The organism is Bradyrhizobium sp. USDA 4369 (assembly GCF_054056435.1).
In genome coordinates this window covers 2575526-2591308 of the sequence record NZ_JBSRYH010000001.1, presented here as the reverse complement: position 1 = coordinate 2591308, position 15783 = coordinate 2575526, and the positions used below count along the sequence as shown (strand labels likewise).

The 15783-nt window shown below is 64.7% G+C and carries 11 protein-coding genes and 1 pseudogene; 1 reads left to right on the top strand and 11 read right to left on the bottom strand.

Features of this window, described 5'->3' with window-relative positions:
• Nucleotide 1: 1 nt before the first annotated feature.
• The gene (gene deoC / locus ACVIJ6_RS11770; RefSeq protein WP_456772853.1) at nt 2–1030 is read right to left on the bottom strand and encodes a deoxyribose-phosphate aldolase; all 1029 of its coding nucleotides are present in this window, start codon (nt 1028–1030) and stop codon (nt 2–4) included.
• Between the two features lie 219 nt (nt 1031–1249).
• On the opposite strand from deoC, the gene ACVIJ6_RS11765 reads away from it, so the two are divergent.
• Nucleotides 1250–2044: a DeoR/GlpR family DNA-binding transcription regulator gene (locus tag ACVIJ6_RS11765; RefSeq protein WP_456772852.1), complete on the top strand. Its 795-nt coding sequence runs from the start codon at nt 1250–1252 to the stop codon at nt 2042–2044.
• A 79-nt stretch (nt 2045–2123) separates the two neighbouring features.
• Here ACVIJ6_RS11765 and ACVIJ6_RS11760 read toward each other — a convergent pair whose 3' ends face one another.
• The 10 genes and pseudogenes from ACVIJ6_RS11760 to ACVIJ6_RS11715 form a co-directional block, all read right to left on the bottom strand.
• Nucleotides 2124–3275 carry a substrate-binding domain-containing protein gene (locus ACVIJ6_RS11760; protein WP_456772851.1) on the bottom strand — a complete coding sequence of 384 codons (1152 nt, stop codon included), beginning with the start codon at nt 3273–3275 and terminating at the stop codon, nt 2124–2126.
• A gap of 102 nt (nt 3276–3377) precedes the next feature.
• The gene (locus tag ACVIJ6_RS11755) at nt 3378–4370 is read right to left on the bottom strand and encodes an ABC transporter permease (RefSeq protein WP_456772850.1); all 993 of its coding nucleotides are present in this window, start codon (nt 4368–4370) and stop codon (nt 3378–3380) included.
• Nucleotides 4367–5947 (bottom strand): sugar ABC transporter ATP-binding protein, encoded by a 1581-nt coding sequence (locus ACVIJ6_RS11750; RefSeq protein WP_456772849.1) that lies wholly within the window; start codon nt 5945–5947, stop codon nt 4367–4369. The genes ACVIJ6_RS11755 and ACVIJ6_RS11750 overlap by 4 nt, the downstream gene beginning before the upstream one ends.
• Nucleotides 5948–6590: 643 nt before the next feature.
• Nucleotides 6591–7685, bottom strand: coding sequence for a protein-glutamate methylesterase/protein-glutamine glutaminase (locus ACVIJ6_RS11745; RefSeq protein WP_456772848.1), 1095 nt, complete (start codon nt 7683–7685; stop codon nt 6591–6593).
• A 13-nt stretch (nt 7686–7698) separates the two neighbouring features.
• Nucleotides 7699–8584, bottom strand: a pseudogene (locus ACVIJ6_RS11740) (CheR family methyltransferase).
• Nucleotides 8565–9053, bottom strand: a complete 489-nt coding sequence (locus ACVIJ6_RS11735) for a chemotaxis protein CheW (RefSeq protein ID WP_012047545.1) — start codon at nt 9051–9053, stop codon at nt 8565–8567. The pseudogene ACVIJ6_RS11740 and the gene ACVIJ6_RS11735 overlap by 20 nt, the downstream one beginning before the upstream one ends.
• 41 nt (nt 9054–9094) lie before the next feature.
• Complete coding sequence (locus tag ACVIJ6_RS11730; RefSeq protein ID WP_456772847.1) at nt 9095–10924, bottom strand: methyl-accepting chemotaxis protein; 1830 nt, start codon at nt 10922–10924, stop codon at nt 9095–9097.
• A gap of 62 nt (nt 10925–10986) precedes the next feature.
• Nucleotides 10987–13092: a HAMP domain-containing methyl-accepting chemotaxis protein gene (locus ACVIJ6_RS11725; protein WP_456772846.1), complete on the bottom strand. Its 2106-nt coding sequence runs from the start codon at nt 13090–13092 to the stop codon at nt 10987–10989.
• A gap of 19 nt (nt 13093–13111) precedes the next feature.
• A complete protein-coding gene (locus tag ACVIJ6_RS11720; RefSeq protein ID WP_456772845.1) occupies nt 13112–13579 on the bottom strand; it encodes a chemotaxis protein CheW in 468 nt (155 codons plus the stop codon).
• Nucleotides 13579–15663: a chemotaxis protein CheA gene (locus ACVIJ6_RS11715; protein ID WP_456772844.1), complete on the bottom strand. Its 2085-nt coding sequence runs from the start codon at nt 15661–15663 to the stop codon at nt 13579–13581. The genes ACVIJ6_RS11720 and ACVIJ6_RS11715 overlap by 1 nt, the downstream gene beginning before the upstream one ends.
• Nucleotides 15664–15783: the final 120 nt, after the last annotated feature.

Here is a 15783-nt window from a genome sequence, read left to right as displayed (position 1 = left end):
ATCAGCCCACGGGATGACGATTGAAGGCCGAGTAGCGGCCGGTGACGTGATGTTCGAGCTGACGCTCGATATCGGCGAGCAGGCTGGAGGCGCCGATGCGGAACAGCTCGGGCTCGAGCCAGTCGCGCCCCAGTTCCTCCTTCATCAGGAACTGGTAGTTGAGAACGTCCTTCGCGGTCGAGATTCCGCCGGCAGGCTTGAAGCCGATCTTGAATCCGGTGCGCTCCTCATAGAGCCTGATCATGCGCAGCATCGCCAATGTCACCGGCAGCGTGGCGTTGACGCCCTCCTTGCCGGTCGAGGTCTTGATGAAGTCGGCACCGGCCATCATGCAGACCATCGACGCCTTGGCGACGTTGCGCAGCGTCTTCAGGTCGCCAGTCGCCAGGATCGTCTTCAGATGCGCCGCGCCGCAGGCGGCACGGAAATCCCGCACCTCGGCGTAGAGCGCGCGCCAATCACCGGTCAGCACATGCTCGCGCGTGATGACGATATCGATCTCCTGCGCACCGTCGTTGACGGATGCCTCGATCTCCTTAAGCTTCAGATCATGCGGGATGAGGCCTGCAGGAAATCCGGTCGAGACCGCGGCGACCGGAATGTCGGAGCCGTCGAGCGCCTCCACCGCGGTCGCGACGAAGCGGTGATAGACGCAGATCGCGCCCGTGTGCAGTCCGCGTCCGGAAAAGCCGAGGGCTTCGAGGAGATCGCTCCGCAGCGGCGCTCGCGCCTTGGCGCAAAGACGCTTCACACGCTCGGTCGTATCGTCACCGTTGAGCGTCGTCAGGTCGATGCAGGTGATCGCCTTGAGCAGCCAGGCTGCCTGCGCATCCTTCTTGACGGTGCGCCGGCCCGGCAGACTCGCGACGCGGCGCTCGGCGGCGGATAGATTGATCCTGATCTCGTCGACCCAATCCATCTCGAGCGCGCGGCCGGTGTTGCGCGCGATGGCAGGCGTGTGATTATGATCGCGCCCATGCGGCTGCACCGGCACGGCGGATGGATTTGGTCTCAAGACGCCCTGCGCCATCGGTACGCCGTGCGGTGCTAGCGAATCGGCAGAAACGCCGGATTGACTGAATGTGCCCACTGCAACATGCGCTCCTCCCATCCCTCGCCTCCGCTGCCCGCCATCGCGCGCAGGACCTGTCCGCCGGACCATGTTATTATTGTAACATTTCGACGTTGCTAAACTCACATCATTGTAAGATCATTGTCAACCAGATAAGCAAGCGCGGTGACGAACAAGATGGCTGAAACACCGACCGCACGTTCCAGCGAGTCCCGCGTCCAACGTCTGCAACGGCTGCGGCGCGCAGTGGAGACAAGCGGCGCACTGCATCTGAAGGACGCCGCCGACCTGCTGAAGGTGTCGGAGATGACGGTCAGGCGCGACCTTGCCGGTCCGGAGGCGGTGCTCGCCCTGCTCGGCGGCTATGTCGTCAACGCGGCGTCGCCGACCGGGATCAAGTACGCATTCGAGCAGGAAATCGACCAGCACACGCAGGACAAGCGCCTGGCCTGCCGGTCCGCAGCCGCCTCGATCAAGGAAGGCGACACCATCTTCATCGACTGCGGCACCACCATGCAGTCGCTGGCGGATTGCCTGCCCGAGGACATGCCCCTTTCTGTGATCTGCTATTCGTTGAACGTCGTCACGATCGTCACCCGCCGGCCTGCAACGCAGGTGATGCTGATGGGCGGGCTCTACCATCCGTCGTCGCAGTCGTTCTCGTCCGACGACGGCCTGTCCTATCTGCGGCGGCTCGGGGTCAACAAGGCATTCATCTCGGCCGGCGGCCTGCACTGGGCCCGCGGCGCGAGCTGCTCGAACTTTCACGAGGTCGCCATCAAGCAGGCTGTGATCGCGACTGCGATGGAGAGCATCCTGGTGGTCGACGCCAGCAAGCTCGGCAGCCTCAAGCCGGCATTCTTCTCGGATGTCAGCTTGTTCTCGCGGATCATCGTCGGCGGCGCGGTGCCATCAGAGACACGCAAGCACTTCCGCGGCCTTCCGGTCGAATACGTCACCAGCGCCGCCTGATTCGGACGATCCAGTTCGGACGATCCAGGTCTGCTGAACGATGCGCGGCTCCGCAGAACCGCGCATCGCTCTGACGAACTCAATTGCAGGCCGGCTTTGCCTTGTTGCAGGCGTCCACCAGCTCGGGCGGTGGTTCCTTCTTGAAGACGGTCTTGTAGGATTCCAGCACGTTCGACTGGGTGACCGGCAGCGACTGCACGCCGATCCAGCCGGGCGTTTCCTTCCCCAACAGCGCATTCATCATCGCCATCGCCTCGGCGACGCCCTGGTCATAGGGACGTTGCGAGCCGGTCGCCTTCAGCGGACCGCCCTTGGCAATCTCGATCGCCGATTGCAGGCCGAGATCGACCGTCGTCATCGGAATGTCGATGCCCTGGGCCCGCATCGAGCTCAGCGTGTCGAGCGCCGGCTGATCCCACACCGCATACAGTCCCTTGACGTCGGGATTTCCGGTCAGGAAGTCGCCCGCGATCTGCGAGACCTTCGGCGGATCGGTGAAATCAACCTGCTTCATCTTAATGTCGGGCCGGTTTGCTTTCATCCACTCCCGCACGCCCTTGGTGCGCTCATTGGTGCTGAAATAGTCGACGCCGAAATTGACCAGGCCGATCGTCGCGCCCTGCGGCACGCAGGACGCCAGAATCTGCGCCGCGATCTGGCCATTGCCCTGGCTGTCGGCCGAGACCATCGTGACGTATTCCTCGGGGTGCTTCAGGCCGGTCGGGATGCTGTCCATCAGCACGAGCTTGATGCCCGCCTTGGCGATCTTCTTGTAGGTCGGCGCCGTCGCGGTGAAATCGACCGGGATCGAAATGATCCCGTCCGGATGCTGCTGGATGGTGTTCTCGATATCAGCGATCTGCTTGTCCACCTGATATTCGGCCGAGGCGACGCCCGTCACCGTTACGCCGTACTTCTTCAGCGTATCCGTGATGCCCTGGATCTGGAGCTGCGACCAGTCGAGGTTGACCGTCTGCATGGAAATGCCGACCTTGAAGTGCTTCTCCTTGATCTTCGCGGCATCGGCCTCCGACAGCGCCAGCACCTCGGGCGACGCCGCCTTCTCGCCGTGGGGCCCTTGGCCGACGATCGATTTCGGCCCGAGCTTTGCGAGATCGACGCCCTTGACGCAGGTCGCGGGCACGTCGGCGCGGGCCGGAGAGATCGCGGAGACGGCCGCAGCGGCCATCAACACGGTCAAAGGCAAGGTTTGTCGCAGGATCGGTGTCATTGTTTCCTCCATGTCGGTCGCGGATTGCCGGAGGGCGAGCGACCTTGCCCCTCCCCACGCCGCGCGATGAGCTTGTGGCTCAGACGCAGCGCGAGACCTTGACTAGCGTTTCGTGAAAGCCACGGCGGCCACGATGATCGCGCCCTTGATCACGAGCTGCATCGGCGAGCTCACGCCGAGCAGAACCAGGCCGTTGTTGAGCGTTCCGATGATCAAGCTGCCGAACAGCGTGCCCAGGATGTAGCCGCGCCCGCCGAACAGGCTGCAGCCGCCGAGGATCACCGCCGCGATGACGTCGAGCTCCATGCCCTGCACGACGTCGGGCCGCGCGGCATGCGAACGCGCGGAGAGTACCAACGCGGCGAGCCCCGCCAGCGTGCCGGTCAGGACGAAGGCGGCGGTCGTGATCAGCTTGGTGTTGATGCCGGAATAGAGCGCCGCGGTCGGGTTGCCGCCGACCGCATAGATGCGGCGGCCGAACACGTTGTAATGCAGCAGCAGGATGCCGACGATCATTGCCGCCAAGGTCCAGACGATCGGAACCGGGATGCCGAGCAACGTGCCTTCGCCGAAGATCGCGAAATAGGTCTCATTGGTGATGATGACCGGCTTAGTGTTGGTCACCATCATCGCCAGGCCCCGTGCCATGCTCAGCGAACCCAGCGTCACCAGGAAGGACGGGATCGATAGCTGCGTGGTCAGGATGCCGTTGAGCAACCCGACCAGCGCGCCGGTGCCGAGCCCGGCCACGGCACCCACGACCCAGCTGTTGTTGATCTGGCTCATCGCCAGAGCGGCCGCCATGCCTGACAGCGCCAGCGTCGATGCAACGGAGAGGTCGATCTGACGTGCGATGATGATGAAGGTCATGCCGACCGCGATGATCGACACCAGCGTCGTCTGCCGCCCGATGTTCAGGAAATTGTCGACCGAGAGGAACCAGGGCGACGACAGGCTGAACACGACCAGCAGGATCACGAAGGCGATGTACAGCATGTAGGGCCGCTCGCCCCGCAGCAGACTCTGCAGAATCCTGCGGCGCCGGTCGGACCGGGTCGACGAAGCGACGATGTTGGGTGCAGTCAGTTCGGTCATGCGGGAAGCTCTTGCAAGTGGCCGGGCGCGGAGGCCTGGTAGATCTGGAGGAGATGGTGCAGCTCTTCGGCGTTATCGATCTCACCGCGCGCGAGCGTGCGAGCGACGCGCCCGTTGACGATCACGGAGATGCGGTCGCAGAGCGCGATCAATTCAACGAGGTCGGACGAGACGACCAGAACCCCGCTGCCGTCGCGGGCGGCATTCCGGATCACGGCGTAGATGTCCTCGCGTGCTCCTACGTCCACGCCGACCGTCGGTTCGTCCAGGAGCAGCACACGGGGCCGCGGATCATTCCATTTTCCGAACACGACCTTCTGCTGGTTGCCGCCGGAGAGCGTCCTGACCGGGCTGAAGGTGCCCTGCGCTTTCACCGCAAGCCTGGCGACCGCGGTTTCCGCACGCCTGGCTGCAGCGCGCCGCTGCATCCAGCTCCAGCGCGAGAAATGCGGAAGTCGCGGCAGTGTGACGTTTCGCTCGATCGAATGGTCGAGGACCAGGCCCTGCACGTGCCGGTCTTCCGGCACCAGCACGACGCCCTGTTCGATCGCATCGGCTGGCCCGCTCGGCCGCCATCGCCGGCCATCGATCTCGATCGTGCCGCTCTCGAGCGGCCGCATGCCGAACACCGTCTCCAGAATCTCCGTGCGTCCGCTGCCGATCAATCCGGCGAGCCCGTGGATCTCGCCCTTCCGCACGGAAACATCGACGGCGTGAAGCCGGTCGTTGGAGACGTTCGACAATGACAACACCGGCGATGGATCAATCTTGCGCGGCGCGGCAGGCTCGGCGCGCGAGCTCATCGATGCCGAACGAGCGGTTCCGACGATGGCGCCGACCAGCAGCTTCATGTCCGTCTCGGCGGTGACGAAGGTGCCGGCGTCGGCGCCGTCGCGCAGCACAGTCACACGCTGCGAGATCTCGAACACCTCGTTGAGCCGATGGGTCACATAGATGACGCCGACGCCGCGGCGCGTCGCCTTTCCGATCGCGTCGAACAGGATCCGGACTTCATCCGATGTCAGCGAGGAGGTCGGCTCGTCGAGGATCAGAAGCCGAACGTCGCCCAGCAGCGCCTTTGCGATCTCCGTCATCTGGCGGTAGGCGAACGGGAGTGAGCCGACGGTCGCTCTCGGATCCAGGGAAATGCCGAGCTCTGTCAGGAAGGCCTCGGCCCTGGCCATCAGCGCCCGCTGCCTGACGAAGCCGAGAGCCGCGCGTGGCTCGCGCCCCAGCAACAAATTGTCCGCAACGCTCAGGGATTCGACGAGGCTGAGGTCCTGATAGACGACGGCGATCCCCGCGGCGCGCGACTTCGCCGGGCTGTCGAATTCCACCCGCCGGCCGGCGATCTCGATCGTGCCGCTGTCGAGGGCATGAACACCGCTGAGAATCTTGATCAGCGTGGATTTGCCGGCGCCGTTCTCGCCGAGCAGCGCATGCACCTCGCCGGCCCGGACCTCCAGGTTGACGTCGCGAAGTGCTCGCACGCCGCCGAAGCGCTTGTTGATGGCACTCACCCTCACAAGCGCGGTCGACGGCAGAGAGTCTGCTGCAACCGAACCGGACAATTCCACGCTTTCCTCCCGCCGCCCCGCGCGATGCTGGTACGATGGTGACATATTGTTATTTTTACAACGTTATATGTTATAATTCTATCATATCGGATTGCCTGTCAATGGCCGATCGCATCGCCGCAGCGATTGACCGCGGGCTCCATGCAGTTTGTGCGTTTGCGAATGCCGCCTCAGGGGGGGGGAGGAGCCGACGTCAGCCGAGCCGGAATCGAGCGACCTCCGGGAGGCTTGTCGTTACGGGCCTGCCGCGTCACCCTGCAGAGGCGCCACCAGCCTCTTGCGCGCTGACAGCGGCTGAAGCCGGAACTCCTAGGACCCGGAACCTGCAGAGCCAGCAAGTGACGATGTGGGACGATGCGCCCCTGTCACGGATCACCTCGGCTGCTGCGAGGCGCGTGATCGGGCGATCTTTGGTCGTTTGACGGCAAGGTGCTCGCCGCAGAGGGTCACCTCGAGCGGCGCCGATAAAGAGAGCCAGGTCGGCACCGACCTCTCAGGCGGAGCGGATCTCTTGTTGGTTCGTTGAACGTCGCATTGCTGTCTTTCGAACGCCGCGCGCCTGGCACACTCGTCTGCGCACGGCAGACGACTGATTTTTGCCAGACAGGCTCGGCGCTCGCTCGGCTCGCCGACCGCGCCCGCTCTATTCCGCCGACGCCACCTGCCCGGCGTGATGCCAGGCCATGATCTCGCGCGGGATCTGATCGAGCCCCACCACCTTCTCGACGGCTCCGCAGGCGATCGCCTCCTTGGGCATCCCGAACACCACGCAGCTCTCCTCGTTCTGCGCACGTGTGGCGGCGCCGAGCTTGCGCATCTCCAACAGGCCGCGCGCGCCATCGTCGCCCATGCCGGTCATGATCACGCCGAGCGCATTGCGCCCGGCATATTGCGCAGCGGAGCGGAACAACACGTCGACCGAGGGGCGGTGACGCGAGACCGGCGGGCCGTCCTTGATCGCGATGTGGTAGCGCAGGCCCGAGCGCTGCAGCAGCATATGGCGGGCACCGGGCGCGATATAGGCGCAGCCGGCCTGCACCGCTTCGCCATCCTCGGCTTCCTTGACGTGGATCGCACAAATGCCGTCCAGCCTGCGGGCGAAGGCAGCCGTGAAGCCGGGCGGCATGTGCTGGACGACGAGAATGCCAGGACAGTCCGCCGGCAGCGCTTCCAGCACATCGGAGAGAGCTTCCGTGCCGCCCGTGGATGCACCGATGCAGACGATTCGCTCGGTCTTCGGGCGTGCGCGCATCTCCACCGGCGGCGGCATGATCGCATCCGCCGTCAGCTTCTTCTCGATCACCAGGCGGCGTTCGTTGCGCGGCCGCACCCGTGCGCGCGCCGCCGATTTGACCGCGTCACGCAGCCGTGCCGATGCCTCGACCAGCGCCTGGCGCGTATCGACGCGCGGCTTCGGCACGATGTCGACCGCGCCGGCCTCGAGCGCCTCGAACGTCAACTGCGACCCCTCCTCCGTCCCGGCCGAGCAGATGACGACCGGGATCGGCCGCTGCGCCATGATCTTGCGCAGGAAGGTCAGGCCGTCCATTCGCGGCATCTCGATGTCGAGCACGATGACGTCCGGCAGCTCCTTTTCCAGCCGACGCGCAGCGGCGAACGGATCCGCCGCGGTGCCCATGATCTCGATGTCGGGATCCTCGCCGAGGATCGACGTCATGATCTGGCGGACCGACGCGGAGTCGTCCACGATCAGCACACGCACCTTTTGCCTGGTCATGTGATCGCCTCGCCTAGACCGTGAAGATCGTCGGCCGAACCTGCTTGAGGCCCGGGACAATGCTTTGAACCATCGATTCGGAATGTCCCACCAACAGGAACCCCCCCGGCCGCAGATGCGAGCACAGCCGGGTGACGACCTTACGCTGAGTCGGCTTGTCGAAATAGATCAGGACGTTGCGGCAGAAGATGACGTCGACGTCGCGATCCACCGGATAGGTCGCATCCATCAGGTTCATGCGCTGGAAGTTGACGCGGCTGCGCAATTCCGGAACCACCCGGCACTCGGCCCGCGAGGGATCGCGCGAGCGCAGGAAATAGCGCTTGGCCAGCGGCTCCGGCACCGGGGTCAGGGCCTCGATGTCATAGATCGCCTTTTGTGCCATCCGCAGCACGGGATTCGAAATGTCGGTTCCGAGAATCCGGAACTCGGCACGCAATCCGCTGCGCACCATGTCATCGAGCACGATGGCCATCGTATAGGCTTCCATCCCGGTCGAGGCTGCGGCACTCCAGAGCTTGAGGCCGTGCACGCGACCGGCGCCTCCCCGCAGCTTCATCAGCTCGGGAATCGCGGTGTGGCGCAGGAAATCGAAATGGGCCGGCTCGCGGGAAGAAGTCGGTCTTGTTGGTCGTGACCACATCGATCAGATGGACCAACTCGTCCTCGAACTGATCCTCGTGGAACAATGCATCGACATACTCGCCGATGCTGGAGAGACCGAGCGCGCGCACGCGCTTCTGCAGCCGTCCTTCGAGCATGAACCGCTTCGCGGGCGGAAGCTTGATGCCGACCTGCGCTTCGATGAGCTGCGACAGCGCACGGAAATGCGGTTCAGACAGCGACCCGAAGCTATCGAATGTCTCCGCCCAGCGGACCTCAAGCTGCGGCTGGGGCATGATCATCGCGGGCGGCAGCGGCAGGCAGGCTGGTATGGGCCATCAGCTTGGCCAGATCGAACAGAATGACGAATTTGTCGCCCTTGCGTCCGATCCCGGCGATGTAGTCGGACTTCCAGCGGCCTCCCACCTCGGGCGCGGGTTCGGCCGAGCTCTCGTCGATGTCGGTCACCTCGAACACGCAATCGGCGACGAAGCCCACGCCAACCAGGCGGTCGCCGACGGGCACATCGAGGATGATGATCCGGGTCGCCTCGGTCGCGGCCGTGCTCGGCAAATCGAGCTTCAGCCGGAGGTCGACGATCGGATACCCGCTGCCGCGCACGTCGATCATCCCGAGCAGGAAATGCGGTGCGTGGGGCAGCCGCGAGATCGGCCGCATATCGAGGATCTCGCGGACATTACGGATGCTGATGCCGAATGTTTCTCCCGCCAGACCAAGCGTGAGATATTGTGAGGTCTCGGCCATGCTGTGTCCTGTTCCCTGTCCTCTCCGACACGCCCTCCGGACTAACGCCGGAAATCCGCGTCGCGTTCGTCTTCGCCGTCATCCAGGCTGAAGGTGAAGCCGCCACCGCCGGCGGCGGCGGCCTTCACCGCCCGCGCCGGTTTGGCCCGCCCTGGAACAGGCTTCTTGGCGCCCCGGTCGGCCGCAGCCATGCTGGCGGCCTTGGTCCGCAGCTGGCTGACGGCGGCATCGATCGGCGCAGAGCTGTCCGCGTCGTTTTCCACGGTGCGCCCGTCGATGCGGAAATAAGCGATGGTGGATTGCAGCTGATCGGCCTGCGCCGCAAGCTCCTCCGATGTGGCCGACACCTGCTCCGAGGCGCTGGCGTTCTGCTGGCCGACCTGGTCGAGCTGCTGGATCGCCTGGTTGATCTGAGCCGCACCCACATCCTGCTCGCGGCAGGCGACGGTGATTTCAAGCACCAGCTCCGCAGTCTTCTTGATGTCGGGAACGAGCTTCGCCAGCATCGCGCCGGCATCCTGCGCAACCTTGACGGTCTCGGTGGACAATTGGCCGATCTCGGTGGCCGCAGCCTGGCTGCGTTCGGCGAGCTTGCGGACCTCGGAGGCGACGACCGCGAAACCCTTGCCATGCTCGCCGGCACGCGCGGCCTCGACCGCCGCGTTGAGCGCGAGCAGATCGGTCTGGCGCGCGATCTCCTGCACGATCGTGATCTTGCCGGCAATGGTCTGCATCGCCTCGACGGCGCGGCCGACGGCGGTGCCGCTGGCCTCCGCATCCTTGGCGGACTGCGCGGCAATCTTCTCGGTCTGGCTGGCGTTCTCCGCGTTCTGCTTCACGTTGGCGGCCATCTCCTCCATCGAGGACGACGCCTCTTCGGCCGACGACGCCTGCTCGGTCGCGCCCTGAGACAATTGTTCCGCGCTGGCCGAGAGCTCCTGGCTTCCGGCGGAGACGTTCTGCGCCGCGGTCAATGCCTCCGATACGATCTGGCGCAGCTTGCTGACCATCCGTTCCAGCGCCATGCCGAGCGTGTCCTTGTCGGACAGCCGCTTGGCTTCGATGATCAGATTGCCGTTGGCGATCTCGTCCGCCACGTTCGCCATCTGCTTCAGATTCGACGTCATGGCGTTCAGCGAGGTGATGAGGTCGCCGACTTCGTCGTTGCTCTTATGCGCGATCGTCTGGCTGAGATCGCCGATCGCCACCGCCTCGGCGAGACCAACGGCACGGCTGAGGCCGCGGCTGATATTGATGGCGATCCACAGCGCGGCCGCGACGCCGAGAACGAGCGCGACGCCGACCACGCTCATCAGCAGGATCTGAGCACGCATGCCATCGGCTCGCGCCTGTTCGGCACGCGACGACATCAATCCCTGGACATAATGCACATATTCGGTGAGGGCATTCGTCGTCTGTCCGGCGGCTTTGCGCCCCTCCGTCGTCGAGGCGACGGCGCCCTTGGCGCGATCCGCCTTGCCGATCTTGAACGTCTCTTCTTGCGTGGCGTTGAACGTGGCATATTGCGCGGCGAACTGATCCAGCAGCTTGCGTCCGTTCTCGGTCGCGACGGCGTAGATCTCGTCCTTGATCTTGTTCATCGTGCCGCGCAGCGTCGCGTTTTCGGTCGTGAAGCGATCGAAATCCGCGTCCGTCGCTGTCAGCAGCGCGTTCTTCTCCGCGCGCACTTGGAGCAGCAGCGTCACCTCCAGCTCCATGGCCTTTTCCATGCGCCCGGCCGCGGCGACGATGGTCTCCGTCGTCGCGATCGTATCCGACAGCTTCGTATAACCCACCGCGCCTGCGATCATCGACAGCAGGATCACGACGCCAAACGACGCCGCCAGTTTCGCCTTGACCGTGAATCTCATCTTTAACCCCCTCGGGAATTCGCTCTGCTCATTTCATTGTTCGTGCGGCAACACCGGATGACTCAGAAGCGCTTGAAGTCGTCATCGCGATCATCAGTGCCGCTGTTGAGGTTGAATGCGAAGCCCGAGCCGCCTCCGGCAACGCGCGCAGCGCGAACCGGCCTGGGTTTCGGCGCCGGCGTGTGCGCGCCACGCTCGGCCGTGGCCATGGCCGATGCCTTGCTGCGCAGTTGAACGACCGCGCGGTCGATCGGCTCCTCCTGCGGCCGGGACGCCCTCGGCGGTGATGTCGCGGAGTCGATGCGGAAGAACGCGATGGCGGACTGCAGCTGCTCGGCCTGCGACGCGAGTTCCTCTGATGTCGCGGAAACCTGCTCCGAGGCGCCGGCGTTCTGCTGCCCGACCTGATCGAGCTGCTGAATGGCCTGATTGATCTGGGCGGAGCCGAGATCCTGCTCGCGGCAGGCTACGGTGATCTCGAGCACCAGCTCCGCAGTCTTCTTGATGTCGGGCACGAGCTTCGCCAGCATCGCTCCCGCGTCCTGCGCCACCTTGACGGTCTCGCTGGAGAGCTGGCCAATTTCGGTCGCCGCGGCCTGGCTGCGCTCGGCAAGCTTACGAACCTCTGATGCGACCACTGCAAAGCCCCGGCCGTGCTCTCCGGCACGAGCGGCCTCGACCGCCGCATTGAGCGCCAGCAGGTCGGTCTGCCGCGCGATCTCCTGCACGATGGTGATCTTGCCGGCGATGGTCTGCATCGCCTCGACCGCGCGGCCGACAGCGGCGCCGCTGGCCTCGGCATCATTGGCCGATTGCGCCGCGATCTTCTCGGTCTGGCTGGCGTTCTCGGCGTTCTGCTTCACATTCGCGGCCATCTCTTCCATCGAGGAGGATGCCTCTTCAGCCGACGAGGCCTGCTCGCTCGCGCCCTGCGACAGCTGTTCCGCGCTGGCCGACAGCTGCTGGCTGCCGGCTGAGACGTTGTCCGCGGCCGTCAGCGCATCGCTGACGATCTGGCGCAGCTTCTCGACCATCTGATTCAGCGAGTTGACGAGATCACCGACTTCGTCGTTGCTCGACACTTTGGCGGTCTGGGTCAGATCGCCACCGGCGACCGCGCTGGCCAGCCCGACTGCGCGGCCGAGCGCGCGGCTGATGCCGAGCGCGATCCAGAGCGCCGAACCCACAGCGACCAGCAGCGACACGATGACGGTCCCCATCATCAGCATCTTGGCGCGCGAGGCCTCCTGGTCAGCCTCGGCGGCCTGTTCCGACATGGATTTGCGCAGATAAGCGATGTAGTCGCCCGAGGTCGCGATCGCGGCATCCGCGTTCGCCTTGCCATCGGTCGACGCCAGCATTCCACCGCGAATATTGCCGCCCTCCTTCACGATGTTGCCGACCTGGGACAGCACCTTGGCCAGGCGATCGGTCTGTGTCGTGACGGCGGATGGCGACAGGCCCGCGGCGCTCAGCGCGGCGCTGCCGCGCTGCGTGGCGGCCCGCAACGCGTCGATGTCGGTAAACAGCGCCTTGATCGTCGCGTTGAGGTCGTCCAGGCTCGTCACGTAGTACGACAGCGACAGATTCTTCTGGGCGGCCTCGCTCTGGGTCCGGATGGTTTCCAGGGCCAAAAGGGCGTTGCTGCGCTCCACCGACGGCGCGGCGCGGCCTGCCTCGGCGGCCAGACCGTCCAGCGCCGCGGTGAAGTCCTTCACAACCGGGAGGCCTTCCGCGGTCCACATCTGGAAGCCGCGATTGTTCGAGTTCATGATCGAAAACTTGATGACCTCGTCTTCGGTCGCGTCCATCTTGTCATAGGCTGCCGAGAACTTGTCGAGCAGCTTCCGTCCTGTCTCGGTCGCGGTTGCATGAACCTCGTCGCGAAGCCGTTTGACCTCGGCACGATTGCGCTTGATCTCCTCGGTGATTTTCGTGACCTCGGCCTCGGTGACTGCCGCGACGACGTCCCGCTCCTGCCGCGTCTGATCGAGCACGTAGTTCTGCAACTGGCCGATCTTGTCGATGCGCTCCGCACGGTGCACGAGGCTGGACGTCGTCTCCGCAAATTGCGTCAGCTTCATATAGGCCAGCCCGCCGGTGACCCCCGACAGGACGATGATCGCACCGAAGGCGCTGGCAAGCTTTGCCTTGATCGTAAATCTCATCATTGCCTCGATTTGGGCTCTAGTGGAGGATGCGTTCCATGTTGGGAACGATGACGAACTCGTCCCGCCACTTGGTGATGAATCGAATGAATTCGGGCTTCCAGTTCACACCAACGCGCGGCGTCTGCTGCGTGTCGGCGTGGGAGATCTCGGTGACTTCGTAGACCTTGTCGGCGATCAGTCCAACCAGGACGGGCTCATCGTCGATCGGGATCTCGATCACCACGATCCTGGTATCCGCCGAGGCGTCGGTCAGAGGCATGCCGAAGCGAAGCCGGAGATCAGCCAGCGGGACGATGTTGCCGCGGACATTGATGATGCTCGGCACGAACGGCTTGGCCCCGGCGACCTTCGTGACCGGAACGGGATCGATGATCTCGCGAACGATCGCGGCGTCGAGGGCGAATTTCTCGTCGCCGAGACCGATCATCACGACCTGCAGGAGCCGCGCGTGATCGGCTGAGGCGTGTTCAGCTTGTCCCGTCATCACGCGGCCTCGTTCAGATGGTGCTTGTCGGCATGGGCCTGGGCGAGCCCGACGAGCTGGGCGACGTCGAGGATCAGCGCGGCGGTGCCGTCGCCAAGGATCGTAGCGCCTGAGAAGATCGTGACATCGGAATGCAGCTTCGACAGCGACTTGATCACGGTCTGATGGTTCCCGATGATCTGGTCGGCAACCAGCCCGACGCGGGTCTCGCCGGTCGAGACGATGATCGTCTTCTGGTAGGTGTCGGGCGAGACCGTCGATTGCAGAATGTCGCGCAGCATCAGATAGGGCACGAGATCGCCGCGGATGTTGAGGAAGTGGCGGCCGCGCGCGCGCTGGTCCTCGGCGGTCAGCTCGACGCACTCTTCCACGGCCGACAGCGGGATGATGTAGCGGGCCTCGCCGACGCGGATCAGCAGTCCTTCAATGATGGCGAGCGTCAACGGCAGCCGCAGCGTGACGGTCGTGCCGACGCCCGGCTTGGTCGAGAGATCGATCGACCCACGCATGGTCTCGATCGTGCGCTTGACCACATCCATGCCGACGCCGCGCCCCGAGAGCGCGGAGATGGTCTGCGCCGTCGAGAAGCCCGGATGGAACATGAACTGGTGGATGTCGGCATCGGGCAGCTCAGCGCCGGGTGCGATCAGCCCCTGCTCCTCGGCCTTGGCGCGGATGCGCGCCGTGTTGAGACCCGCGCCATTGTCGCGGACGGTGACCAGAACCTGCGCGCCGGAATGGACGGCGTGCAGCTCGATGCGCCCTTTTTCCGTCTTGCCGGCGGCAGCGCGTGCCGCCGTCGCTTCGATGCCGTGGTCGATGGCGTTGCGGATCAGATGCACCAAAGGATCGGCCAGGCATTCGATCATGGTCTTGTCGAGCTCGGTGTCCTCGCCCGAGGTGACGAGGTCGACCGGCTTCGACAGCTCCAGCGAAAGATCGTGGACCAGTCGGCGGAAACGCCCGAAGACCGAGCCGATCGGCACCATGCGGGCGCCCATGGTCGTGTCCCGCAGGCTGCCGGCGAGGCGCTCGATCTCTTCGGCGATTAGCTTGACGGATGGATCCGAGCTCGTCGCGGCCAGCTGGCTGAGCCGCGCTTGGGCGATGACGAGCTCACCGACGCGGTCCATCATCTCGTCCAGGCGCCGCGCCTGCACACGCACGGTCGCGGTGGCGCGGTCGTCACCGCGCTTCTGCTCGTCGCGACGCGGCTCCGAGGGAGACGAAATCGAGGGAGGCGAATTCGAGGCCGGCGACCGCGATGGAGCGATGGCGGCGGGAGCGGCTGGAGCGGTGGAGACGTTCACGTCCGGCGCCGCCGTCGGATGCTGGTCGGCGGCCGGCAGCTCGGACTGTGCCAGCGGCGTCACAGACAGCACCATCTCGTCGATGACGAACATGAAGATGTCGTCGATGACCTCTCGGCTGCAGGCCGAATGCAAGGTCACGTCCCATTTGAGATAGCACTCCTCCGGATCGAGCGCATCGAGCAACGGGATCTCGTCGGTCAGAGCAACGGCGAAGCAGGGACCGAGCTTACTGAGATCGTCGAGAAAGTTGAGCGGATTGGAGCCGTTCCTCAGGATATGCGACTCGAACTCCAGATGAAGACGCCAGCCGACCGTGGCGGCGTCGCTCTCATCCGCCGCAGCGGGCGTAGTGGGCGGCGCGCTGAGCGGCTGCACCGCGCTCGTCTCCTGAGGCGGGGCCGGCGCAACGAATTTGCGCAGATCGTCGAGGATGGCGTCGCCGATGATGGCATCGGTGCCGTCGGGCGATTCGATCAGCGAGCGAATATAGTCCTTGGCCGACAAGGCCACCGTAATCAGCTCGCGCGTGGGCGAGATCTCGCCTTTGCGGACCTTGTCGAAAGCGGTCTCGAATTCGTGCGTGAAGGCCGCGACCCTGTCGAAGCCGAACATCGCGCCCGATCCTTTGATCGTATGAAGGGCGCGAAAGGCGGAATCGACGAGGTCACGATCGTCGGGACGCTCGCAAAGGTCCAGCAGGGCACCTTCCAGCGTCTCGAGAAGCTCGGTTGCTTCCAGGCGAAAGGCCTGCGTCCAATCAGGCTTGCTCATGCGCGCACCGACAGGCTGGAGCTGACTGAACGTGGTCCAGCACGCAGGGAGTGGCGATCGAATGAGCCGCGCCTGCGCGTCTGGCGCCAGGCGCGATGACGATGAGTGTGCCGCATGTCA